This is a genomic window from Burkholderia sp. AU31652 (assembly GCF_002223155.1).
Taxonomy (GTDB): Bacteria; Pseudomonadota; Gammaproteobacteria; order Burkholderiales; family Burkholderiaceae; genus Burkholderia.
In genome coordinates, this window is record NZ_NKFG01000005.1 from 954,725 (window position 1) to 979,943 (window position 25,219).

The window sequence follows — 25,219 nt, forward strand, 5'->3', positions numbered from 1 at the left end:
GGGTGTCGTATTGTCTTTTTTCGCTCGATCCCACGGTGATTCCGCATTCGTTCCTGCAGGACTTGCTGAACCGCGTCGATATCGTCGACGTGGTGGGCAAGTACGTGCAGCTCAAGAAGGGCGGCGCCAATTTCATGGGGCTGTGCCCGTTCCACAACGAGAAGAGCCCGTCGTTTACCGTTAGTCCAACCAAGCAGTTCTATCACTGCTTCGGTTGCGGGGCGCACGGCACCGCGATCGGCTTCCTGATGGAACACGCGGGGCTCACGTTCCCGGAGGCCGTGCAGGATCTCGCGCAGTCCGTCGGGCTGACCGTGCCGCACGAGCCGTCGATGCGTGGCGGCGGTGGGGGCGGCGGCGGTGGTGGTGACTATCCGGCGCCGGTGTCGAAATCGGTCGCGACTGCGTTGTCCGATGCGATGACCGCCGCGTGTGACTACTACCGCAAGCAGTTGCGCGGCGCGACCGTCGCGATCCAGTACCTGAAGAACCGGGGCCTGACCGGCGAGATTGCCGCGCGCTTCGGGCTCGGTTATGCGCCGGACGGCTGGCAGAACCTCGAGGCCGCGTTCCCGGATTATCGCGACGAGTCGCTCGTCGAGTCGGGGCTCGTGATCGTCAGCGAGAAGACCGATGCGCAGGGCGTTGCGCGCCGCTACGACCGGTTCCGCGAGCGGATCATGTTCCCGATCCGCAATGTGAAGGGCCAGGTGATCGGCTTCGGCGGGCGCGTGCTCGGCAGCGGCGAGCCGAAGTACCTGAACTCGCCTGAAACCCCGCTGTTCAACAAGGGCAGTGAGCTGTACGGCCTGTTCGAGGCGCGGCTCGCGATTCGCGAGCGCAAGTACGTGCTGGTCGTCGAAGGCTACATGGACGTCGTCGCGCTCGCCCAGCTCGGGTTCCCGAACGCGGTCGCGACGCTCGGCACCGCGTGCACGCCGATTCACGTGCAGAAGCTGCTGCGCCAGACCGATACGGTCATTTTCAGCTTCGACGGCGATTCGGCCGGGCGGCGCGCGGCCCGGCGAGCGCTCGAGGCCTGCCTGCCGCATGCGGGGGACAACCGCACGATCCGGTTCCTTTTTCTGCCGGCCGAGCACGATCCGGACAGCTATGTGCGCGAGTTCGGCGAGGCGGCGTTCTCCGAGCAGGTCGAGCGCGCGATGCCGCTGTCGCAATTTTTGCTGAACGAAGCAATTGCCGGCAAGGCGCTCGATCAGCCGGAAGGCCGCGCGAAGGCGCTGTTCGATGCGAAGCCGTTGTTGCAGGCGCTGCCCGCGAACGCGTTGCGCGCGCAGATCATGCACATGTTCGCCGACCGCCTCGATATCCCGTTCGAAGAGGTCGCGGCGCTGTCCGACGTCGATACGCGGATCGCGGCACCGCCGCGCCAGGCGCCCCCGCGCAGCGAGCGGCGCCGCGTGACGGACAGTGAAAAGCGTGCATTGCGCACGCTGGTGATGCATCCGCGCATCGCGTCGCAGCTCGACGATGAGCAGCTGGCGACCCTGCGCGCATTGCCGCGCATCGGCGAGCTGTTCGCGGAAGTCGTCGATCATGCGCGCGCGCTGGGCGAAGGCGCGGAGTTCCGGCTGCTGTCGGATGTCCTGCGGACGTCCTCGAATGGAGCGACTTACGAGGAAATCTTCCGCGAAATTCTGGACTATGATGAAAACGTCCGCGACTTGCTGTTACAGAATCCGGAAGACGAGACGGTGCCCGAGCGGCAGCGTGAACAGGAACGGATCGCGGGGGAGGAACTGCAGGCGGCGGTGCTCAAGATGCGTTACGACGCTTGTTGCGACCGGCTTGACAGGCTGGCGCGGCAATCTACCTTCACACCCGAGGAATTGGCCGAATTGACGGAATTGAACCAGCAGCGGACCGACATGAAGCGTCGGCTCGGGCTGTAGGCGGCTGGAGAGCTTAGAGAGGGCTCCCCAGCGTGCTATAATATAAGGTTTCCAGCGGTTTGTTTTCTAAGCAGAGGCGAGAATCGCGATGGCAAAGACGACAGGCGGAAAGAAAGCAACAGGCAAGGGCTCGACGGAGCCGACCAAAAAGGTCACAGCGGCCAAGTCTGCTTCTTCCACCAGGACAACGTCTTCAGCCACGTCAGCCCCGGCAGGAAAGAAAACCGCGGCCGGCACTGCTCAGGCTGCGCCGGCGCCGGCAGCCAGAACACGGGCTGCCGCCAGACCCGACTCCGGGCCGGCCAAGCCGGCGGCGAAGCGGGCAAGTGCGAAAAGCGCAAGGGACACGACTGCCGCCGCGGACGAAACGGCAGTACGTACTACTCATGCACCCACGGTTCAACCGGCTGTCGTCCAGCAGCCGCGAGTCGATATAGCCGGTACGGCGAACTCCATGACCAAAAAGCTGAACGAAGTATCCGTCGAAGACGACGCAAATCAGAGCGACGAGCAGCCCGCAGCAGCGGCGGCTGCCCCGGGCAAATCCAAGGTGCGCGATCGTCGCGCCAAGGAAAAGGCGCTACTGAAGGAAGCGTTCGCGACGAGCACGCCGGGTACGGCCGAGGAGCTCGAAGAGCGCCGCGTGAAACTGCGCGCGCTGATCAAGCTCGGCAAGGAGCGCGGCTTCCTGACGTACGCCGAAATCAACGACCACCTGCCGGACAACTTCACCGAGACCGAAGCCCTCGAAGGCATCATCGGCACGTTCAACGACATGGGCGTGGCGGTCTACGAGCAGGCGCCGGACGCGGAAACGCTGCTCCTGAACGACAACGCGCCCGCCGCGTCGTCGGACGATGAAGTCGAAGAGGAAGCGGAAGTCGCGCTGTCCACCGTCGATTCGGAATTCGGCCGCACGACCGATCCGGTCCGGATGTACATGCGTGAAATGGGCACGGTCGAGCTGCTCACGCGCGAAGGCGAAATCGAGATCGCGAAGCGGATCGAGGACGGCCTGCGTCACATGGTGATGGCCATCTCCGCGTGCCCGACGACGATTGCCGACATCCTCGCGATGGCCGAACGCGTCGCGAACGAAGAGATCCGCGTCGACGAGCTCGTCGACGGCCTGCTCGATCCGAATGCTTCGGACTCCGCCGATACCGACGGCTTCTCCGCGAAGGAAGCGGAAGCCATCGAGAACGAGGACGAGGAAGCCGAAGAGGAAGAGGAAGAAGAGGAAGAGGAGGAAGATGACGGTGCCGCGCAGGCATCGGCCAACGCCGCCCAGCTCGAAGCCCTCAAGCGTGCGTCGCTCGAGAAGTTCTCGCAGATCAGCGAGTGGTTCGACAAGATGCGCCGCGCATTCGAAAAGGAAGGCTACAAGTCGAAGGCCTACCTGAAGGCGCAGGAAACGATCCAGACCGAACTGATGACGATCCGCTTCACCGCGCGTACCGTCGAACGCCTGTGCGACACGCTGCGTGCGCAGGTGGACGAAGTGCGTCAGGTCGAACGTCAGATCCTGCACATCGTCGTCGACAAGTGCGGCATGCCGCGCTCGGAATTCATCGCGCGCTTCCCGGGCAGCGAGACCGATCTCGACTGGGCCGAGAAGATCATGGCCGAAGGCCATTCGTACAGCGCGGTGCTGTCGCGTAACATCCCGGCGATCCGCGAACAGCAGCAGCGCCTGCTCGACCTGCAGGCGCGCGTCGTGCTGCCGCTGAAGGACCTGAAGGAAACCAACCGCCAGATGGCGGCCGGCGAACTGAAGGCGCGCCAGGCGAAGCGCGAAATGACCGAGGCGAACCTGCGTCTCGTGATCTCGATCGCGAAGAAGTACACGAACCGCGGCCTGCAGTTCCTCGACCTGATCCAGGAAGGCAACATCGGCCTGATGAAGGCGGTGGACAAGTTCGAATACCGTCGTGGCTACAAGTTCTCGACCTATGCGACGTGGTGGATCCGCCAGGCCATCACGCGCTCGATCGCGGACCAGGCGCGCACGATCCGTATTCCGGTTCACATGATCGAGACGATCAACAAGATGAACCGCATCTCGCGGCAGATCCTGCAGGAAACCGGTCTCGAGCCGGATCCGGCAACGCTCGCCGAGAAGATGGAGATGCCGGAAGACAAGATCCGCAAGATCATGAAGATCGCGAAGGAGCCGATCTCGATGGAAACGCCGATCGGTGACGACGACGATTCCCATCTCGGCGACTTCATCGAGGACACCAACACGGTCGCGCCGGCGGATGCCGCGCTGCATGCGAGCATGCGCGACGTCGTGAAGGACGTGCTCGATTCGCTGACGCCGCGCGAGGCGAAGGTGCTGCGGATGCGCTTCGGTATCGAGATGAGCACCGATCACACGCTCGAGGAAGTCGGCAAGCAGTTCGACGTCACGCGTGAGCGGATCCGTCAGATCGAGGCCAAGGCGCTGCGCAAGCTGCGTCATCCGAGCCGTTCCGACAAGCTGAAGTCGTTCCTCGAAGGGAACTGATTTCCAGCGTCTCTCCTGCGAACGCCGCCGGCATCCGCGTGATGCCGGTGGCGTTTCTCTCCTTTGTTGTTACAATGCCGGCCCGGCTTCGTCGTCGGGGCAGCGTGTGACACGCTTCGCTTCTCATCAGGGCTTGTAGCTCAGCGGTTAGAGCAGTCGACTCATAATCGATTGGTCGCGGGTTCGAACCCCGCCGGGCCCACCAGATTTCATGCGCGCGTTCGCGTGGCATGCCGAAAACCCGCGATGGCTTCATGCGTCGCGGGTTTTTCTTTGCGTGGGCGCGTGACCCATGTCGTGATCAGGAAAGTACCGAGAGGGTGCCGCGTCGCCGTCAATCGAAGTATGCTGTAGCGCGGCCGTTTCACACGCGATACCGATTGCGGCCCAAGGCAAGCCAAACAGCCCCGCGATCCATCCGGCGGCGAGAACAAACAGACTTCGGCCGGGAGTGGGACGGCAATCATGACCATGCTGCGTTCGTGGGGTGCGCTTCTTTCGTTGCTGGCGCTCGTTGCATGCGCGAGCCTGCCGCCGCAGGCAGATCGCGCGCCGACGCACGCGTACACCGATACGGACAACACGCGGCTGGGCGTCGCGTTCCAGCAGCAGGCCAGTACGCATCCGGGGCAGGACGCGTTTCATCTGCTGACCGATCCGGTCGACGCGCTGGATGCGCGCGTGTTGCTCGCCGATCGCGCGGACCGCTCGATCGATCTTCAGTACTACATCTGGCATGACGACTTGACCGGGCACGAACTGGCCGATGCGATCATTCGCGCGGCCGATCGCGGCGTGCGCGTGCGTGCGCTGCTCGACGATCTCGGCACGAACGCGGACGATCGCAAGCTGCTCGAGATCAGTTCGCATCCGAACATCGAGATCCGGCTGTTCAATCCGGTCGCCACGCGCCGGTTCAAGAAGATCGGCACGGTGTTCGAGTTCTCGCGCGTCAACCGGCGCATGCACAACAAGGCGATGATCGCGGACAACCAGGCGGCGATCGTCGGCGGCCGCAATATCGGCGACGAGTATTTCGGCGCATCGTCGATGGTGGAGTTCGGCGATCTCGACGTCGTCGTCCATGGCCCGGTCGTGAAGAACATCTCGACCGAATTCGACACGTTCTGGAATTCCCCGTACGCGTATCCGATCAGTGCGCTGGTCGGGCACGATGCGGCGCCGGGCGGGCTGGACCGCGAGCGCGAACGGTTGCGCGACTACCTGAGGACCATGGAGGACAATCCGTACGTGCTCGAGGCGAGGCAACGGCTCGACCGGATCGTTCACGGGGAAGGCACGGAACTGTCGTGGGGTCACGCGACGGTGCTGTATGACGATCCGTCGAAGATCGCGCACGCGCCGAAGGACAGCGACGGGCACCTGATGCCGCAATTGCGGGCGCTCGCGTTACAGCCCGAGCATGACTTGCTGATCGTGTCGCCGTATTTCGTGCCGGGCAAGGAGGTCGTCGCGCGGCTGCGCGCGCTCACGGCGCGCGGCGTACGTGTGACGGTGCTGACCAATTCGCTCGCGTCGACTGACGTGGCGGCCGTGCACGCAGGCTACCGGCGATACCGCAGCGACCTCGTGGCGGCCGGCGTGCGGCTTTACGAACGGCGGCCGTCGGGCGACAAGAGCATTTCGAAGAAGGTGATCATCGGCTCGTCGCGTGCATCGCTGCATGCGAAGACCTACGTGTTCGACCGCAAGAGCATTTTCATCGGATCGATGAATCTCGATCCGCGCTCGCTGAACCTCAATACGGAGATCGGCGTCTACTGCGAGAGTCCGGCGATTGCGTCGCAAGTGGCAGACAATCTGGACGGACGGCTCGATCGAATTGCGTGGCGTGTCGAGCTGAGAACCGATCCGGCGGGCAACGGGCGGCTCAAGTGGATTCAGACCGATTCGGACGGGAAGGTCACGGAAGTCGATCGCGAGCCGGAAGTTTCGGTCCCGCGGCGGATGGAAGTCTGGTTTCTCGGGCTGTTTCCGCTCGAGTCGCAACTGTGAGCGACGATGCCGCGCGCGACATTCAGGAACCCGTGCGGCCGTGCTGCTCGATGACGGCCGCGAGCTGCCTCGTCGCGGTCTCTATCGTCGTGTCGCTCAGCCCCGAGTATCCGAGCACGAAGCCGTTGTACGGCCGGCCGTCGCTGACCCGATAGCTGCTCAGCGGCTGAAGAAGCAGGCCATGCGCGGCTGCGGCGCGGGCGACATCGGTATCGTGCAGCGGCATCGCGAGATCGGCCGACAGATGCATGCCGCCCGGGCTTTCGCGAACGCTCAGCACGGTGCCGAGGTGGCGGGCGAGTGCGGCTTCGAGGCTGCTCCGACGCTCGGCGTACAGCGTCCTCATCCTGCGCAGGTGTCGTGCAAAGAGGCCGGTGTCGATGAATTCGGCCATCGCCAGTTGATCGGCCGAGTGGCCGCGATGGACGAGTTCGCGCAGCGTGCGGGTGAAGCGATCGACCAGAATCGACGGAACCACCATGAAGCCGAGCCGGAGGGCGGGAAACATCGTCTTGCTGAAGGTGCCGAGATAGCAGACCGGTGCGTCGGCATCGAGGCCCTGGATCGCGGGCAGCGGCTGGCCGCCGTGGCGGAACTCGCTATCGTAATCGTCCTCGATGATCCACGCGCCGCACGCACGTGCGTGCTCGACGAGCGCTGCGCGCCGACTGGGGCTCATCAGCGCGCCGAGCGGGTACTGGTGCGACGGTGTCGTATAGATCAGCCGGGGCGGCCGGGTGTGCCATTGTTCGTCGGTTGGTGCCATTCCTTCGTGGTCGACCTCGATCGGCACGAGCTCCAGCCCGGTCGACCGGAATGCGGTTCGGGCGCCGTTGTAGCAGGGGTTCTCGAGCCAGCCATATTCGCCAGGATTCGCCAGCATGCGCGCGCACAGTTCGAGGCTGCTTTGCGTGCCGTCGGTGATGAAGACCTGGCCTGTTTCGCAGCGCACGCCGCGCGAGACCCGGATGTAGGCGGCCACGGCACGCCGCAATTCGGGCAGCCCTTCGACCGGGCCGTAGGCGAGCTGAGCGGGCTGGATGACTCTCCACGCGCGTTCGATGCAACGGCGCCATTGGGCGACGGGGAATTCATCGAGCGAAGGGAGGCCGGGAACGAACGGCAGCATGCGTTCGGGTTCGGGATCGGCGTTCTCCAGCCCATGTACGCGCTCGGACAATCGAACCGGGGCCGGGCCGCGTTCGGGCCCTGCGCCAGAACGGCCGCACCCGTCCCATAGCGTGATCGTTCCGTTGCGCGTGGCCGCCACGAAGCCTTCCTCGGCAAGGCGCTCGTACGCATAGACCGCCGAGTTGCGCGCGATGCCCAGCTCGGCCGCGAGCACGCGCGTCGATACGAGCCGCGTGCCGGGCGGGATGTGCCCGTCCAGCAGCATGTTGCGCAGGCTCCGGTAGAGGGCTTCCTGCTGGCTGTGGCGTGTCGTGCCGTCCTGTCTGGAAAGCGATGAGACGAGCAGCGCGAGATCCATGGGCTGGTTCCAGAATTTTTGGGTGAGCTGGTTCTTTTGAAGATGCGACGCGCGTCGTATCGTTCACGTTCCCGTGGCGCCGGCCGGTGCGCGGGCATGTCCAGCGATCGTCACGGATAGCCGCGCGCGTATTTTGATTGATTTGGCCAGAGACTGTCGATGGGCTGATCGACCGGTCATTCGCGCGTGCAAAGCTGTATCGTTCAATTCTATTAACTTCGTAGTGCAAAGATATTTCGAGTGAGTGCCTGCGCCTGGCCGAAACGCGGGCCGCTCGCTGCGCGCCAGGGCGTGCAAACAGGAAAACGAAACATGAAAGACCAGACCGTCATCTCCCCCACGTCCCGCACTACCATTCGCCGCCTGCCGGAACTGGCAAGCCACGGTCGCGAGACGCTTCATCGCATCGTGGACGAGGCCTACGTGTGCCACATCGCATTCGGTTCGGGCGAGGACACGCACTGCATCCCGACCGCGCACTGGAGACGGGGCGATCACCTCTATATTCACGGGTCGAACGGCAGCCGGATGATCAAGGCGCTGGCGGCGGGCATGCCGGCCTCCGTCGCGGTGACGTTGCTGGACGGTCTCGTGTTGGCCAGATCGGCTTTCAACCATTCGATGAATTATCGATCCGCGGTGATCTACGGGCGGTTCGAGATGGTGGAGGGCCGTGCGGACAAGCTGGCGGCGCTGGATGCATTGATGGACAAGATCGCGCCCGGTCGCAAGCATGACGCGCGGCCCGGCAACGACAAGGAAATCAACGCGACCAGCGTGCTGCGGATTGCGCTTGCGGAAGCAGCCGTGAAGGTCAGCGACTCAATGCCGTCCGACAAGGACGAAGATCTCGCGTTCGCTGTCTGGACGGGGATCCTGCCGCTGAAGATGACGCGCGGTGCGCCGGTCCATGCCGAGGGCAGCGTACCGGTGCCGGATTACGTCAGGAACTGGGAGGCGTAAGTTGCACGGCAGGGCCGTGCGGTTTCGCTGAGAATGGTGGCGCGCGGAAGGTTGCGCCGAGCTGCGTTCGCACGGCAACGAGATGCGGTTTCGCCAGCCGGCAGTGCGAATACCGCGCTGCCGTCACGGCGTGCATATCACTCGGTGCGATGCTCGTGCGTCTCGTGTGGCGGATGCGGCTCCGCAGGGTGCGGATGCGGTGCGGGTGCGTGCTCGGGGGCCGATTGCCGCGGCTGCGCTGCAGCGTGTTCCTGCGGTTGCGCTTCGTTGTGCGGTGGCGCCTCTTTACGCACTTGCTGCTGAGTCTCGGTGCGTTGCTGCATGGCTTCGCGCTGCCGTTGCTGCTCCGCATTGTGTTGCTGCAATGCCTCGCGCTGCTGTTGTTCTGCGGCGCTGTGTTGCTGCATTTCCTCGCGTTGCTGCTGTACTGCGTTGTGCTGTTGCATCGCTTCGCGTTGTTGCTGAGCCTCGTTGCGACGTTGCTGCTGCAATTGCTGTTGCTGGGCGGCCGCGCGATTTTCCTGCGCGGCGTGCGCCTGCTGCATGGCCTGCTGCCGCTCCTCGCGCATCACGCCGGGCGCATGTTGCGCCGGTGCTTCGGTATGCGGTTCGTTCGCACGGTTCTGTGCGAACGCGCCGGGCGACGGCCGCACGCCGGCGCGCGCGTCGTTCGCGCCGAAGTGCGGGATCGTCATCGGCACGGCGCCCGGGTGTTGCGCCATGTCCTGCCCGCGCATCGGTTCCGCGCCCGGCTGCATCGTGTTGCGTTCGATCGTCGTGTTCGTCGTATTGTTGGTGACGTTGCCGCCGTAGTTGTTCGTGATTCGCATGTTGCGGATGTTGGTGATGTTGTTGATCACGGTGGTTGACTTCGACACGTACGTGGTGTGGTTGTACACCACGGCCGGGCGCTGCCAGCCGCCGTTCCAGCCGGGGCCTTCCGGACGCGGTGCGCCCCAGTTCATGCCCCATGCATGCCAGCCCCAGTCGTGGTGCCCGAAGATCGCGGCGCCGACGGCGATGCCGACGCCGAACGTGATCACGCCGGCGGCAACGACTTCCCCCGTGCTGTATGAAGGCGGCCGGTACACGTAGCCGGGGTAGGCCGAAACCGGCTCGCCGTAGACGACCGTCGGGTTGTACGACGGGACATAGACGACCTCGGGCTGTGCCGATTCGATCTCGATGGCCTGCGCGGGAGGCGGCACGATCGCCGGCCCGGAATAGACCGCGGGCGCGTCGGTAGCCGGCGTATAACCGGTCGGTGCGGCCTGCGCGACTTGCGTCACCCGCATCTGGCCGCCCGAGCGCAGATGGCCGGACGTCTGCGCGCGCTGGCGCATCACCTGGATCGCGTTCATCACGTCGGTCGGATCGTTGTAGTACGCCTGGCCGAGCGAGGTGGTCCAGGCCGGGTTCGATGCCATCTGCGACAGCACCGCGGGGAACGCGGTCAATGCCTTGACGGACGGATCCCATGGCTGCGTATCGGCGGCGGTGGCGAGTGGCTGTCCCTTCAACGACGGATTCTGCATGACCCAGTTATTGGCGGCCGTGACCTGGTCCGGGTAGGTTGCACCCGCAAGCACCAGCGCGACGAGCTTGTCAGGGAACAGTGCGATCGGCGCGACCATCTGGTAGAGCTGGTCGGCAGTCGGCGGCGTGTAGGCGACGGGCGTCGAGGCGGGCTGCGCCGCGGCGGCCGCGCTTGCGTCGCTGGCCGGAGTGGCGGCGCTGCTGTCGCCGTTCTTGTTGCAGGCCGAGAGGCCGAGCAGCGACACGATGAGGGACGATGCGATCAGCGTTCTGACGGGGCGTTGTGCACGTGTGTTGTTCATGTTGTTCGTTCGGGGTTGTGTCGGCGTTGGCAGGCACGCGGGCCGCGCGATCGGCTTGAGCACTGTGCCGCGGCCGTCAGCGCATGCTCCGGGGGCATCGGCCGGGGCCGGCGGCAGGGTCGTGCTCGCAGGGGGCTGTCCCGCGACGAATCGATATATCCAGTTAAACGCACGACACGCGCGGAAGTTGTCTGCGCGTTGTGTAACAGTGTGTACCTTGCAGTCCGTAAGCGGGCCGGCACTACTCGGGTAATGGACATGAAAGTTGCTTGCGCAACGATTGCAAGGTTGGCGAGGGCATCATCGCGCCGGAGGCTGCGCCTCGAGATCGCGCGGAATACAAAAAACCCGCGAAGGCCTTGCGGCCCTCGCGGGTTTTTCAAGCGATCACATCCCGTTCCATATATGCGCTGTGGTGCGCATGCGGAACCGGGGCGGTCATCTTTCCATCAGCGTGCGAAATCCGACGTGCTCTGGATGAACGTGTTCAGCTTCGAGATGTTCACGCTGCCGAAGCCCGTCGTCGCGTCCCAGCCGGCCTTCGCCTTGTAGCCGTAGGTGCCGCTGCCGTTGTTACCGGACGTGACGTCGTGCAGCAGTGCCGCGTTGCTCGGGAAGTACTTGTAGATGCTCGACGCGGGGAACCCGAGCGCATTGTTGTTGGCGGACTGCAGGCGCGCCCAGATGCCCGTGAAGATCGGCGCGGCGAGGCTCGTGCCGCCTTCGTTGTTGAGGTAGCCGGAGCCCCACAGCGTGTCGGACGTCTGGCCGTTGACGACGAGAATCGCGCCGGTGCGCAGGTCTGCGTCGAAGCCGACGTCGGGCAGTGCGCGCTTGGTCGATCCCGTGAGGCTCGACGATTGCCACGACGGCGCGGCTTCGTACTTGCTGTACCCGCCGCCCGTCGACCACACGGTGCCCGGCTGCCAGCTCGGGTCGTTCCAGACGATCTCGCTGTTGTACGCGTTGGTCGACGTATTGGTGAACAGCGTCGTGCCGCCCACCGCGATCACGTACGGCGATGTTGCCGGCTCGCTCACCGTGTAGGTCGAGCGCGACGGCGTGCCGCTCGCACATTCGTACGCGCCATGGTCGCCGGCGGATACCGAGAAGGTCTGCCCCTGCGCGACTGCCTGCTTGAAGATGGTGTCGTCGGTGGCCTGCGAGCCGGTGCTGTTCGCGGACGATTCGCACACGCCGAGCGACACGTTGATCACCTTCGCGACGTTGTCGGTCACGGCCTTGTTGTACGCGGCGGTGATCGCCGTGAGCGTCATCGACGGCGCGACGTAGAACACGACCTGCTTCACGCTGCCGCCGGCCGCGCCGACGATCGACTGGCTGTCGAGGTTCCATTCGACGGTGCCGTCGGTGTCGGTGTACGCGCTGCCGGACGGGCCCGTCTTCACGATGCTGCTGCTGATCGTGCCGAGGCTGTTGTTTGCGGCGAACGTATTGAGGTCGCTCACCGTCTGCGACAGGTCGCCTTCAGAGATGATGCCGACGGTGGTCTGCGACGCGGTCGGCGTGCCGTCGCCGCCGTAGATCGACGAGAATTCGGTCGGGTTGTGCGGCACCGCCGATGCGCCGGCCGGAATCGTCAGGTTGCTGGTGTTGCCTTGCGGCTGGCTGCCCGCGCCCGTGTGCATCAGCTCGACGTTCTGCAGGCCCAGCACCGAACCCACGACGCCGCCGATCGCGTTCGGCACTTGCGCGGCGTCGGTATTCGCGTAGACGCTGCGGCCGTTGCGCGTGAAGCGCTTGAGCGTCGTGCGGAACGCGGACTTGATGGTGGCCGCGGTGCCGGACGCGGAGATCAGCAGACGGTTCGGCGCGACGACGATGTTCACGAAGCCTGCCTTGCGCAAATGCGCAACGACCGAGGCGACCTGCTGGTCGGTCGGCGCATATTGCGACGCGAACTGCGCCGGCGTGAGGAACTGCCGGTAGTGCGGCGAACCAGGCGTATGCAGGTCGTGCAGAAACTGGTCGAGTTGCGCCTCGTTGCGCAGGTTCAGCCCGAGCACGATGTCCACCGACTCGCCCGGCGCCATCTCGACGGCGGCTGCTGCAGCCGCGGCCGTGCTCGCGGCGGGCGCGCCGGCCGTACCAGCTTCGCTCTGCTGCACGAGCGGCAGGAAACCCTTGGTGTGCGTTTCCGTCCAGCCGGCCGCAGGCGCGGCATGGGCGGTCGCCATGCCGAACGATGCGGCTGCCGCGGCGGCGAATGCGAGTTTGACGAAGCGATTGTGCTTTTGATTCTTGTCTGCAACCTGATTCATTTGAATTACCCCTCCGGTTGAACATCGAACAGCACGAACAACAACGGTCGACAGCGGTGCGGGTCATGCACCGCCGATTTCTGTCGCATGCGTGCGGATGGCACGGACGCGACAGGGCCTTTCGCCCGGTCCGGAACGGTGTCTTTTCTCCGGGGGCGAAATACGGAAAATGCGGTAACGGGAAGGCTGCGCCGCGATACGACGCAACTGCGCCGGACGTGACGCGGGCGGGGTTGCTAGAGCAACAGTTTCGTTGTCCTGCTCATTTGATTCGATCCTTCGGCCCGCTGCCGGATGGCAGTTGTCCAATGAGATGCGTCGGGATGTTGCATGCGTCGGCGCGTGAACGATGCGGCCGGCGGCGAGCACTGCGGTGCGGCGAAAGCGAAAAAACGTCGAGCGGAAGCGATTGCGTAGTGAGCAATTCGTCAGATTGCTTGCATCGGACGGTATCAAGAACGAAAGCGAGGTGTCAAACTTTTTTTGATTATATGAAACTAAATTAAAGCGAATAGGCGCAATGTTTTTGAAAATATTGGCAGTGTTTTGTAATATTCGAGGCCGCCACAGAAAGTAATGCGGAATGCGAATTGCCGATCATTTCCGGTTTGATGCGTAATGGGCGCAATTCGCCGATCGTGTTCGAGGCGTGACTCGAATCGCTGGGTCGCGGTGAAGCAAGGCGAGCACGCGGGCATCAGGAAGCAGGGCATGAAGCTACTGCCGCGCACCTGCATGCCGCAGCGCGTCCACGGCTTCCGTGTTGTCGTGCGACCGCGCGAGCTGCAGCAGCGACTGACCGCGCCGATCGACATGATTCGGATTCGCGCCACGCGCGACGAGGAGCGGAATCAGGTCGAATCGATTGAACAGCGTGGCGAATCCCAGCGCGGTTTCCCCGGCGCCGTTCGTCTGGTCGATCGGGCATGGCGTGTCGATCAGGCGCCGCGCGATGTCGGGTTCGTTCTTGAAGAGGGCACCCATCAGCGCCGTGTTGCCGTGGCGGTCGCCGGCGCATGCGTTTGCGCCGGCCGACAGCAGGTAGTCGAGCGCGGCGGGCTGGCCGTCGTAGGACGCGAGTATCACGGCCGTAAAGCCATGGCTGTCGGTGGCATCGACGGGATAGCCGGCGTCGTGCAATGCGCGCAGGATGTCGACGCGGCCGACGCGGGCAGCGTCGAACCAGTCGCCGTCGTAGCGGCGCAGCGCGGCAGGGTCGGCCGGCGCATACGCCGGCTGGTCGGGAAGGTGCGCGCAACCGGCGAGCGCGGCCAGCACCAGGGCTGTTGCGGTGGAGCGGATCGCGCGCGTCAGGCGTTCGGATTGCATGAGGATGTCCTGATGGGTGGGTAAGGTCGACGTGCGCGGCGCAACCCCGCACGTCGACGGCGACCGGAGTCGCGGGATCAGTTCTCGCTCAGCTTCGCGGCGAGCGCCTGCACTTGCCCGACGTCGGCGTGCACGGCCTGCGCGAGACGCGTGCCGTAGTCGGCATCGGCCTTGTAGAAGTACGACAGCATCGCGTACTGGTTGTGCGCGTTCGTCACCTTGCCAAGATCGCCGGACAGCGCGGTGATCAGGTCGTCCCTGTCCTGCTGCGACAGGCCGCGGTAGTACTCGCCCGCCTGACGGAACCGCAGCTTCTTGTGGATCGCTTCCTGCTGCGTCGTTCCGTTGAGCGTCATGCGCACGGACTTGTATTGCGGATCCGGCGCGAGTTCATGCAGCGTCGACGGTTCGTAGTTCACCTCGCCCTTGCGGTCGCCGGCGTTCATCTTGCCGTCCTGGTTGTTGTTGACCACCGGCACGACGGGCCGGTTGATCGGCAGGTCCATGTAGTTCGCGCCGAGCCGGTACATCTGCGTGTCGGCGTACGCGAACAGCCGGTCCTGCAGCATGCGGTCTTCTGACGGCTCGATGCCGGGCACGAGTCGCGACGGCGCGAACGCCGATTCCTCGGTCGACTCGAAGTAGTTGTCGGGCACGCGGTTCAGCGTCATCGTGCCGATCTTGCGCTCGGGCACGCCCGTCCATACCTTCGTGTCGTCCAGCGCATCGAAGTCGAAACGGTTCAGGTCCTGCGGCGTGAGCACCTGCACGTACAGATCCCACTTCGGGAAGTCGCCTTGCTTCAGCGCGCCGTACAGGTCGTTCGTCATCATGTTCCAGTCGCGCCCGATCGATGCATTGATGTCTTGCGGACGCAGGCCATGCACGCCTTGCTGGCTCTTCCAGTGGAACTTCACGTAGTGCACGTCGCCGTGCGCATTGACGAACTTGAACGCGTGCACCGCGAAGCCGTCCATGTGACGATACGAATCGGGCATGCCCGCATTCGTGTACAGCATCGTCAGCATGTTTGTCGCTTCAGGTGTGTGCGCGAAGAAGTCGAATGCGAGGTTCGGATCCTGCACGCCGGTCACGGCGCTCGGCTTGTTCGCGTGAACGAAGTCGGGGAACTTGATGCCGTCGCGAATGAAGAAGACTGGCCAGTTGATGCCGACCATGTCCCAGTTGCCCTGTTGCGTATAGAACTTCACCGCGAAACCGCGCGGATCGCGCGCCTGTTCTGGCGAGCCGCGATAGCCCATCACGGTGGAGAAGCGCACGAACACGGGCGTGCGGGTGCCGGGTGTGAAGACCTTCGCTTTCGTCAGGTTCGAGATGTCGGCGGTCGGCACGAACTCGCCGAATGCGCCGGTGCCGCGTGCATGCACGACCCGTTCCGGAATGCGTTCGCGATCGAAGCGCTGCAGTTTCTCGATGAGAGCGGAGTCTTGCAGGAGCACGGGGCCGGCAGGGCCGGCCGTCTGCGAATTCTCGTTGTCGCCGACGGGGGCGCCCGTGTCTCGCGTGAGTTCGGCGGCATGGGGGGACGCGGAAAGTGCAACGCAGATCGCGGCGACTGCGTGTCTCAGCACGCGATGGGAGGATGAGGACATGACGATGGAACTCCTTGAATCCGATCGGTGGTGGGGAAGCCGACTGAATTAGAAGAGATCGTCAGACGATTGGCTAATTGATATTCGATATGTTTCCGATAGCGACGGCGTCGATGCGGCATGGGTGCGGTTCTCATCGGCGCTGGCGATGAATATTGTTGCGCGCGCAATGAGTTTTTGCGTCACGCGCCGTGAAGCGATCCACAAGCATCGAACGCGGCCGCGTTGGACTTGCGATCCACATCTAGAGCATCGGCGCCGCCGCAGTCTCGACAAACCTGGCTGTGCGGCACCGATCAACCCGGCATCAACCCGCGCCTGCCTGCCACCCGAGCCCGAGGTTCTTCTGCAACGACACGTAGTCCTTGATCAGCTCGGCCTGCCCGGCGATCACGTTCTGCTGCGCGGCCAACGCTTCGCGTTGCGTATCGAGCAGGTCGATCATCGATGCGACGCCCGCGCGATAGCGCTCGTCCATCAGCGACCGGGAATGCACGGCCGACGTCTGCACCTTGGTGAGCGCAACGACATGCTCGCGCTGGTGCCCGTAACGTTGCAATGCCGTGTTGGCGTCCTGCAAGGCCCCCAGCACCGCCTTCTGATAATTCGCTTCCGCCTCGTCTCGCGATGCCTCGGCCGCGCGCACCGCACCGCGCGTACGCCCGAAGTCGAGAATGTTCCATTGCAGATACGGCGCGCCGACCCAGGTGAAGTTCTGCTTGCGGAACAGGTGGCCCGGGTCCGTCGCGCTGAAGCCGAGATCGCCGAGCAGCGTCACCTTCGGGAAATAATCGGCGACGTGCTCGCCGATCTGCGCATTGCTCGATGCGAGCCGGCGCTCGGCCGCGCGAATGTCGGGGCGCTGTTTCAGTAGCGTGGCCGGATCGCCGATCGCGACGCTGCCGGGCAGCGTCGGCAGCGGCGCATCCGATGTCGACAGTGCGGCGTCGAGCGCACCGGGCGCGCGGCCCGTCAGGATCGCGAGCCGGTCGAGCGATTCCGTCACCTGCGCGTCGAGCGGGATCAGCGATGCACGCGTGTTTTCGACTTGCGTCGTCAGGCGTTCGATGTCGGCATCGGCGGCAACGCCACGCGCGCGACGCTGCTGCGTGAGTTCGAGCATCTTCTGCTGCAGTTCGGCAGTGCGCCGCGAGAGCGCAAGCCGCTGCTGTTGATCGCGCAGGTCGATGTACGCGTTGGCGACTTCGGCAGCGATCGACACCTGCGTGTCGGCGAGATCGGCGTCGACCGCTTCCGCTTGCGCAGATGCCGCTTCGACCGCGCGGCGCGTGCCGCCGAACAGGTCGATTTCCCAGGTTGCGTCGAAGCCTGCCGAATAGAGCTGCAGCGGGCCCGAGCCACCCAGCGACGGCGAGGTGCCGCCCGATTGACTCGAACCGTTCGACGGCAGCAGCGAACCGAGCGCGCTCACGTCCGGCTCGCGCGTGCGGATGGCGGCGACGGTGGCCGACGATTTCGGCAACTGGGCCGCACGTTGTTGCGCGAGCTGCGCGCGCGATGCGCGCAAGCGGGCTTGTGCCGCGTGCAGATCGGGGTTGTACGCGAGCGCGGCGGTGATCAGGTCGTCGAGCTGGCGATCGTTGAGCGCGTGCCACCATGCGCTCGGCGCGGGCGCCGCGGGGTCGACGCCGGTGGCCGGCGCGCGCACGAAGGTCGGCGCATCCGGTGCGGCGGGCGCGCCGCGATAGTCGGGGCCGACCGTGCAGCCGGCGAGCAGGCACGCGGCCGCGCACAGCGTGAGCGCGGGGCGGCGGGGCAGGGAGAAGGGTTTCATCGCGTAAGACGGTTCAGTGGCCGGACGACATCGGCTGCGGCCCGCGCGGCGTTCTCAGCAGCAGCGCGAGCGGCACGCAGGCAAGCAGCGCGAGGCCCAGCAGATAAAAGGTTTCGGAATAGGTCATCACGACGGCCTGGATCTGGATCTGCTGCGCCAATTGTCCGAGCGCGCGCATGTTCGAATACGCGAGGTCGCCGGTGTGCGAGAACCAGTTGGCCGCGTAGGCCGACAGCCGGTCCTGCCCGATCAGCGAGTTCGCCGTCACCGATTCGCGGAGCGCGGCCGTATGGAAGGTCGTGCGCCGGTCGATCACGGTGCCGATGATCGCGAGCCCGATCGAGCCGCCGAGATTGCGTGCCATGTTGTAGAGCCCGGCCGCATCGCCCGAGTCTTCGCGTGCGACGGCCGCCATCGAGGCCTGGTTCAGCGGCATCATCGCGAGCATCTGCGCGACGCCGCGAATCAGTTGCGACCAGACGAAGTCGTGGCCGACGCTCTGCGCGGTCAGGCTGATGTCGAGCATGCAGCTCAGGCAGAACAGCAGCAGCCCCGAGATCACGAGGATGCGGAAATCGACCTTGCCGAGCAGGCGCGGCAGGATCGGCATCACGAGGAAGGCGGGCAACCCCGACAGCAGCATGATCGCGCCTGCCTGTTCCGCGTTGTAGCCGGCGACGATCGCAAGGAACTGCGGTAGCAGGTAGGACACGCCGTACAGCCCGGCACCGACCGCGGACACGATCACGATCACGCTCGCGTAGCGCGGGTTGCGCATCAGCGACAGCCGCATGATCGGCCGCTTTGCAAAGATCTGCGACAACGCGATCAGGATCATTCCGGCAAGCGACACGAGGCTCAACGTGACGATCATCTGCGATTCGAACCAGCGCTCGCGCTGGCCTTCCTCGAGCACGACGGTGAGCGAGCTCAGCCCGATCGCAAGACCAAAGATCCCGAGCCAGTCCGCGTTCAGGAATGCATGCCATTGCGGGCGGTCCGACGGCAGCCCGAATATCAACAACGCCATCAGCAACAGGCACACCGGCAGGTTCAGGAAAAAGCACCAGCTCCAGCTGACGTTCTCCGCGAGCCAGCCGCCGAGCACGGGGCCGAACAGCGGCCCGAGCAGCACGATCAGGCCAAACAGCGTCATGCCGACCGGCAACTGCGACAGCGGCAGCCGCGTGCGGATGATGGTTTGCGCAGTCGGGATCAGCGCACCGCCGGTGAAGCCCTGGCCGATCCGGCCGGCGATCATCATCGGCAGCGAATGCGACCAGCCGCACATCATCGAGAAGGCAATGAACAGCGCGGAGTTCGTCAGCAGGAAATTGCGCAGCCCGAACACGCGCGTGAGCCACGCGGCGAGCGGGATCATCACGATCTCCGACATCAGGTAGCCGGTCGAGATCCACGTGCCTTCGGTGCCGGTCGCGCCGATTTCACCCTGAATCTGCGGCAGCGCGGAGTTCGTGATCGAGATGTCGAGGGTCGCCATCAGCGCGCCGAGCGCGCCGGCCGCGACCGCGATCCAGTCGGTCACGCTCGCACGGCCTTCGTGCGGCGGCATGGGCATCGTGGCGGACGGTTCAGCCATGATGCGTCTCGTCGCGGGTCGGGCGCGTATCGACGTCGACCGTCACCGACAGCCCCGGCAGCAGCATGCGCTGCGCGCGGGCGTCCGCGGCGAGGCGGATGCGCACCGGCACGCGCTGGACGATCTTCGTGAAGTTGCCGGTCGCATTCTCGGGCGGCAGCAGCGCGAATTGCGCGCCCGTGCCGGGGGCGAAGCTGTCGACCACGCCGGACAGCGCGTCGTCCGGCAGCGCGTCGACGTGCAATTCGACGGGCTGGCCGATGCGCATGTTGCCGATCTGCGTTTCCTTGAAGTTCGCGACGAGGTAGATCGAGTCGACGGGCACGACGGTCAGCAGGCGCGTGCCGGGCTGCACGTATTGACCGACGCGCACGGTGCGATCGCCGACGCGGCCGGCGAGGGTGCTGCGCACGATCGTGTTGTCGAGGTCGAGCTGCGCCTGTGCGGCGCTGGCCTGCGCGGCTTCGAGCTGCGCGCGCGCCTGCTGGAGCTGCGCAGTGTACGACGCGATCTGCGTGCGGGCGGCCGCGATCGACGCATTGTTCGCGGCGAGCGTCGCGGCCGCCTGATCGCGCGTGCTCTTCAGGTCGGCCACGCGTTCGCGCGTTTCCGCGCCGGTCGCGGCGAGCGGCGCATAGCGCGTGTATTCGTCGCTGGCGTGCTGCGCATTGATGCGCGACACCTTCGCCTGTGCGTCGGCCTGTTCGAGATTCGCGTGCTGCTGGCGGATGTCGGCCTCGGCGCGTGCGATGTCGGCGCGGCGCGCATCGACGGTCGCAAGCGACTGCGCGAGCGCGACCTGGTACTGGCGGACGTCGAGCCGCACGAGCGGATCGCCGGCCTTCACGGCCTGGTTGTCGCGCACGTACACATCGGTCACGTAGCCGGCGACCTTCGGCGCGGCGGTCATGCTGTCCGCCTGCAGGTACGCGTCGTTGGTGCTTTCGATGAAGCGGCCGACCGTCCACCAGCGGCCGAGCCAGACGGCGCCGCCGATCGCCGCGAGCACGGCGACGACGAGCAGGATGCGCCGTTTCGATCCGTTGCCGTTGCGCGGGGTTGTTCCGTTTTCCTGACGATCTGCTTTCTGTGGCGGGTCTTGCGGCGTCGACATGCTGGCATCCAATTTATTCCAAGTGGAAGAATTATTCCAGTTGATAAAATTGTGTCAAGTAGAATGTCGGTCGATCGAATGACGAGGAAGGCATGAACGAAGCGAAGAAGCTGCGCCGTACGTCGGCGGGCGGCTACGCCCGCGGCGACGAAACGCGCCAGCGGATCATCGAGGCGGCGATCGAACTGTTCGGCGAGCGCGGGTTCGCGGGGGCGTCGACACGCGAGATCGCCGCGATGGCCGGCGTGAACGCGCCGGCGCTCCAGTACTACTTCGAGAACAAGGAAGGCGTGTACCGCGCGTGCGTGGAGACGATCGCGGAGCACGGCTGGGAAGTGTTCGCGCCGGCGGTCGGCCATGCGTGGGCGATGCTCGATGCGGACGCGGACGTCGACGTGCTGATCGATGCGTTCGTCGGGCTGCTGCGCGCGCTGTCGGACCGGATGTTCACGGCGCCGAAGACGATGAACCAGCGGATGTTCTTTGCACGCGAGCAAGGCGGCCAGGAGCCGGCGAGCGCGAGCGAAATCCTGATGAAGCGCATGCGCAAGCCGCTGAACGACGTGAGCGCCGAGCTGATCGGCCGCATCTCGGGGCGGCCGGCCAACGATCCCGTCACGCGCCTGCGTGCACTGAGCCTGTTCGGGCAGATCACGGTGTTCCACATCGCGCAGCGTTCGGCGCTGCAGTTGCTCGAATGGGAGGCATTCGAAGGCGAGCGCGCGGAATTGCTGATCGACACGATTGCCGAGCAGACGCGGGTGCTGCTCCAGCAATGGCACGTGCAGCGTGACGTATTGGCCGCCGAATCTGAAGCCGGCTCGAAGCGGGAGCCGGGTGCGACGGCGAAACGTACGGCGAAGGCCGGGGCGTCGACGCCCGCCGCGAAAGGCCCGCGGCGCGGGAGCAAGCCCGCCGCGCGTTGAACGCGGCGCGCCGTCGGCCCCGGCCGGTCAACCCGGCTTGCGCTCCGGTGCGGCCGGCGACGGCGGCCGGGCCGTCACTTCGGCAGCATGGCTGCTGTCGCCGTGGGTGCCGTTTTCGTCATCGACCACCGGCCGCGATCCGTCCGCGTACGCAACGACGCTGCGCTGCGGATTGGCGATCCGGATGCCGCGTTCGCGGAACGTCTCCGCGATCCGCCGGTTGAATTCACGCTGTACGCTCCAGCGCGTCGAGTCCGTGCATTGCATCTGTCCGGCCAGCGCGAGCGTCGCGCCGTCGACCTGGTCGATACCCCAGTAGCTGAAGTCCGACAGGATGCCGTCGCGGTACTTCGGATCGTCGCGCAAGGCCGCACCGATCTCCTTCAGCGTCGCGATCGCGCGATCGATATCCTCGCCGTAGGCAATGCTGATCTTGACGGCCGCGTTGCCGAGTCCGCGATTCGTATTGTTGACGGTCGTCACCGAGCTGAACGGAATCGTGTACAACGACCCGTCGCCGGCGCGCAGCCGCACGGTGCGGATCGACAGGTACTCGACCGTGCCCGACACGCCGGCGAGCGTGACCCAGTCGCCCACCTGCATCGCGTTTTCCATCAGCAGGAAGATCCCGGTGATGAAATCCTGCACGAGCTTCTGCGAGCCGAACCCGAGCGCGACACCGAAGATGCTGGCGCCGGCAAGCAGCGGGCCGACGTTCACACCGAGCTGGCTGAGGCCCGTCAGCACGACGACGAGCGCGATCATCACGAACAGCAGTGTGCGCAGCATCGGCAGCAGCGTGCGCAGCCGCGCCGCGCGCATGAGATTGCCTTCGCGCGTCCAGCGCTGCAGGCGGCGCTCGATGGCGATGTTCGCGGCTTCCCACACGACGAGCGCGACGATGGCCGCGATGGCGATCGTCACCAGCGCCGACGCGAGCCGGTGGCCGATCGTGCCGGTCTCGAACGCGCGGAAGATCGGTACGCCCCAGATTTGCAGCAGCAGCACGATGGTCACGATGCCGATCGCGCCCGACACGATCTGGCGCAGCAGCGGGTAGTAGCGGTACGCGTGCGCATGGACGATCGTGCGATCTTCGTCGCGGCCCTGGAACAGCCGCGCGAGCGCGCCGAACACGACGATCGACACGATCCGCATGCCGATCATCACGGCGATCGAGCGGCCGCCGAGCGTGATCAGCACGCGGTAGCCGTTGTGGACGTCGAGCGCCCACACGAACCACAGGGCCATCACGATGAAGACCGATACGGGCGCCCATGCGTCCGCGAGCGCGTTGGCGATCATCGCGAAGGACGGGCGATCCTCGCCGGCCGCGCGGATCCGCGCGGCGACCGGCAGGCGGCACTGGAGGATCAGCGCCGAGACCATCAGGTGCCCGACGAGCGCGACGGCTTTCAGCAGCGCGACGTGACCGGCGTCGCTGAGGCCGAAGTTCGCGGCGATCTCGACCGCGGCCGTGCAGGCGCCGACCACGATCACGATCCGCGCGATCGAGCGTTGCGCGAAGTCGGCCCATGCGTCGCTGATGTGCAGCAACCGCAATTGCCGCGCATCGGGCTGGAAGAACAGCCGGCTGACGATCGTGACGAGTCGGCAGATCACGTAGATGTCGATCAGCGCTTCGAGCGCGGATTCGACCGGGGCGCCCGCATCGCCGATCACCGACATCGTCAGGCTCGCGACGCCGACGAACACGAGCAGCGGTACGGCCCGTAACGCAAGGCTGACCAGCGCGCGCGGCATCCGGTGCAGCAGCGTGGTGTGGCGGCGCGCGTGGCCGCGGCCTTGCGACGACGCGGGCGCGGCGTCGGGGACGTTGGAAGCGTCTGGCGGGGCGGCTGCGCCGGGTGGTGCGTTGTCTTCGTCGAGCGTCGCGGAGTCGGGTGTAACGGACTCGGGCGCGGACTCGGACTCGGGCGCGGTGCGGCGCGACGTGTCGGCGCGCCGAGCGGCCACTGCGGCCAGCGCACGTCGCAGCAGCCGCTTCGCGAACCATTCGACGACGAGCGCGGGCACGAGCACGGCGATGATGATCCACAGCGCGTGTGCAAGATCCGCGCGCTCGTCGGCGCGCACCAGCTTGTCATGCCACCAGCTGCCGACCGAGCCGACATCGAGCAGCGAGTGCAGCGATTCCTTCAGCGCACCGCCGATTTCGATGGTCCAGCGCGATCCCTGCCGGACGAGCATCGATGCGAGCCCGTTCGACGTCAGTGCCGCCGGGGCCGCGGCGGCCGACGCGGCGCTGGCCGCAGCCGCATCGCTCGCCGCGAACGCGGGCGCGCTCAACGCGCCGACGGCCGCGATCGCACGCAGCGTCGTTTCGACCTGCGCGCGATCGCGCGGATTTTCGAGCACATTGAGTGCCTGCTGCGCCTGTTGCGGCGTCAGCGCGGGCGCGGTGGCGGAAGCGGCCGACGCGGCGGCCGGGGCGGGAGCGGCCGCATGGGCGGCCGAGACGACGGCGGCCAGCAGCCAGCCGAGGAGGAAATGTCGCATGGAGTAGGCATGCGGGCGCGCATCGGCGCGCGGCCCGCCAGGCTGAACGATGGACGGAAGTTAACATGATTGCGATGGGAACCGAATAGTTCCGTCGACGATCATTCGAATCGGGCATACCCGGCGCGGCGCGGGCGTTTGCGGCGCGTGTGCGCAATCATGGGTCCGACGCGGACCGCGGGTCGTCGGACAGGTTGGGGCGTTTCAATGATCAACGCGTAAGACATTTGTAATGCCGGCTCGTCGACAACGATGAGCCACGCACGCGCCGGGTCGAATTAATCTGGAATCCTGCCGAATCACGCGGGCTCGTCGTGAAAAACCGGCAGGACGTGTTCCGCGATTTCCTCGATGACTTCGCGCACGGGCCGGTCCGAGCCCGGATTCAGCGTGACGTGGTGCGTGCCCGCGGCGTGCATGTCCCGCAGGATGTCGATCAATGCGCGGCGTCCGGTTGCATAGCCGAGCGGCAATGCGGTAGCCGGCGCATCGGGATCCGCGACGAGGTCGAGCCGCATCGATACGCCGAACGCGCGAAAGGCGGGCGTCGCGAGCCGGTCGACCGCCGCGCGCCACATCGAATAGCGTGCGCGCTGCGTGTCCGGATCGCGGTGGTACGTCATCCAGCCGAGCGAGTGCCGCGCGATCCAGTCGACACTTTGTCCGCCCGAGCCGACCGCCAGCATCGGCACGGCGTCGGCGCCGCGCGGCAGCAGCGTGAATTCGGGCGCATCGGGCGGCGCTTCGTCGGGCACCACGCGCGATGGCACGCCGAGCGCGGCCGCGACGACGTCCCAGTGGGCGCGGTAGCGGTCGCGCCGCGTCTCTGCGTCGACGCCGAACGCTGCATATTCGGACGGCCGGTCGCCGGAGCCGAGCCCGAGGATGAAGCGGCCGCCCGACAGCGTCGCGACCGACAGCGCGCCTTTCGCGATATGCAGCGGATGACGCAGCGGCAGCACGATCGCGCCGCTGGCGAGCGCGATCCGGCGCGTGCGTGACGCCAGTGCGCCGAGCAGGACCCACGGGTCGAGGTGGCCGACCGGATCGGGGTAGTCGGCGCTGTTCAGCGGCACGTCGCGAATCCACAGTGCGCGAAAGCCGAGCGCGTCGGCCAGCGCCGCGAGTTCGAGCTGCTCGTCGAAGTCGGCGACGATATGGCCGGTGCGAAGCAGTGGAAGCGTGAGGCCGATCGACAACCGTCCGTCCGAAAAGACGCGATGCGCGACATCGGGGCGGGCAGGGGCGGGCGTGGTCATGTCGAGTCCTTGGAGGCAGCGCGAAGCGAACGCGCGACGTTGCGTGTTCGAAT

Annotated in this window: 15 protein-coding genes and 1 tRNA gene; 6 read left to right on the forward strand and 10 right to left on the reverse strand. The window is 65.8% G+C overall.

Annotated features, from left to right (window positions below; all coding sequences use genetic code 11):
- The first annotated feature begins 35 nt into the window (after nt 1-35).
- The 4 genes from dnaG to CFB40_RS21900 all read left to right on the forward strand — a co-directional run bounded on the left by dnaG (nt 36) and on the right by CFB40_RS21900 (nt 6,438).
- Nucleotides 36-1,913 carry a DNA primase gene (gene dnaG / locus CFB40_RS21885; protein ID WP_089433274.1) on the forward strand — a complete coding sequence of 626 codons (1,878 nt, stop codon included), beginning with the start codon at nt 36-38 and terminating at the stop codon, nt 1,911-1,913.
- Between the two features lie 88 nt (nt 1,914-2,001).
- On the forward strand, nt 2,002-4,422 hold the full coding sequence (rpoD, locus tag CFB40_RS21890) for an RNA polymerase sigma factor RpoD (RefSeq protein ID WP_089427997.1): 2,421 nt from the start codon (nt 2,002-2,004) through the stop codon (nt 4,420-4,422).
- Between the two features lie 129 nt (nt 4,423-4,551).
- Nucleotides 4,552-4,627, forward strand: a tRNA-Ile gene (locus tag CFB40_RS21895).
- Between the two features lie 260 nt (nt 4,628-4,887).
- Nucleotides 4,888-6,438: a phospholipase D family protein gene (locus tag CFB40_RS21900; RefSeq protein ID WP_089432365.1), complete on the forward strand. Its 1,551-nt coding sequence runs from the start codon at nt 4,888-4,890 to the stop codon at nt 6,436-6,438.
- 22 nt (nt 6,439-6,460) lie between these two features.
- Here CFB40_RS21900 and pdxR read toward each other — a convergent pair whose 3' ends face one another.
- Nucleotides 6,461-7,927 carry a MocR-like pyridoxine biosynthesis transcription factor PdxR gene (gene pdxR / locus CFB40_RS21905; RefSeq protein WP_089432366.1) on the reverse strand — a complete coding sequence of 489 codons (1,467 nt, stop codon included), beginning with the start codon at nt 7,925-7,927 and terminating at the stop codon, nt 6,461-6,463.
- A gap of 312 nt (nt 7,928-8,239) precedes the next feature.
- Here pdxR and CFB40_RS21910 point away from each other — a divergent pair, with 312 nt between their 5' ends.
- Nucleotides 8,240-8,890 (forward strand): pyridoxamine 5'-phosphate oxidase family protein, encoded by a 651-nt coding sequence (locus tag CFB40_RS21910; protein WP_089432367.1) that lies wholly within the window; start codon nt 8,240-8,242, stop codon nt 8,888-8,890.
- A gap of 137 nt (nt 8,891-9,027) precedes the next feature.
- Here the strand turns inward: CFB40_RS21910 and CFB40_RS21915 are convergent, their stop codons facing one another.
- The 7 genes from CFB40_RS21915 to CFB40_RS21950 form a co-directional block, all read right to left on the reverse strand.
- Nucleotides 9,028-10,728, reverse strand: coding sequence for a DUF3300 domain-containing protein (locus CFB40_RS21915; RefSeq protein ID WP_089432368.1), 1,701 nt, complete (start codon nt 10,726-10,728; stop codon nt 9,028-9,030).
- A gap of 449 nt (nt 10,729-11,177) precedes the next feature.
- Nucleotides 11,178-13,010 (reverse strand): S53 family peptidase, encoded by a 1,833-nt coding sequence (locus tag CFB40_RS21920; RefSeq protein WP_089432369.1) that lies wholly within the window; start codon nt 13,008-13,010, stop codon nt 11,178-11,180.
- Between the two features lie 717 nt (nt 13,011-13,727).
- Nucleotides 13,728-14,339, reverse strand: a complete 612-nt coding sequence (locus CFB40_RS21930; RefSeq protein ID WP_089432370.1) for an ankyrin repeat domain-containing protein — start codon at nt 14,337-14,339, stop codon at nt 13,728-13,730.
- Nucleotides 14,340-14,416: 77 nt separating this feature from the next.
- Nucleotides 14,417-15,952 carry a catalase gene (locus CFB40_RS21935; RefSeq protein ID WP_089432371.1) on the reverse strand — a complete coding sequence of 512 codons (1,536 nt, stop codon included), beginning with the start codon at nt 15,950-15,952 and terminating at the stop codon, nt 14,417-14,419.
- Nucleotides 15,953-16,259: 307 nt separating this feature from the next.
- Nucleotides 16,260-17,747 carry an efflux transporter outer membrane subunit gene (locus tag CFB40_RS21940; protein ID WP_089432372.1) on the reverse strand — a complete coding sequence of 496 codons (1,488 nt, stop codon included), beginning with the start codon at nt 17,745-17,747 and terminating at the stop codon, nt 16,260-16,262.
- Nucleotides 17,748-17,760: 13 nt separating this feature from the next.
- Nucleotides 17,761-19,347 carry an MDR family MFS transporter gene (locus tag CFB40_RS21945; protein WP_089432373.1) on the reverse strand — a complete coding sequence of 529 codons (1,587 nt, stop codon included), beginning with the start codon at nt 19,345-19,347 and terminating at the stop codon, nt 17,761-17,763.
- The gene (locus CFB40_RS21950) at nt 19,340-20,461 is read right to left on the reverse strand and encodes an HlyD family secretion protein (protein WP_089432374.1); all 1,122 of its coding nucleotides are present in this window, start codon (nt 20,459-20,461) and stop codon (nt 19,340-19,342) included. The genes CFB40_RS21945 and CFB40_RS21950 overlap by 8 nt, the downstream gene beginning before the upstream one ends.
- A gap of 92 nt (nt 20,462-20,553) precedes the next feature.
- Between CFB40_RS21950 and CFB40_RS21955 the strand changes: the two genes are divergently transcribed.
- Nucleotides 20,554-21,387 carry a CerR family C-terminal domain-containing protein gene (locus CFB40_RS21955; RefSeq protein WP_089432375.1) on the forward strand — a complete coding sequence of 278 codons (834 nt, stop codon included), beginning with the start codon at nt 20,554-20,556 and terminating at the stop codon, nt 21,385-21,387.
- 27 nt (nt 21,388-21,414) lie between these two features.
- Here the strand turns inward: CFB40_RS21955 and CFB40_RS21960 are convergent, their stop codons facing one another.
- On the reverse strand, nt 21,415-23,907 hold the full coding sequence (locus CFB40_RS21960) for a mechanosensitive ion channel family protein (RefSeq protein WP_089432376.1): 2,493 nt from the start codon (nt 23,905-23,907) through the stop codon (nt 21,415-21,417).
- A gap of 299 nt (nt 23,908-24,206) precedes the next feature.
- A complete protein-coding gene (locus CFB40_RS21965; RefSeq protein WP_089432377.1) occupies nt 24,207-25,166 on the reverse strand; it encodes an LLM class oxidoreductase in 960 nt (319 codons plus the stop codon).
- Nucleotides 25,167-25,219 lie beyond the last annotated feature (53 nt).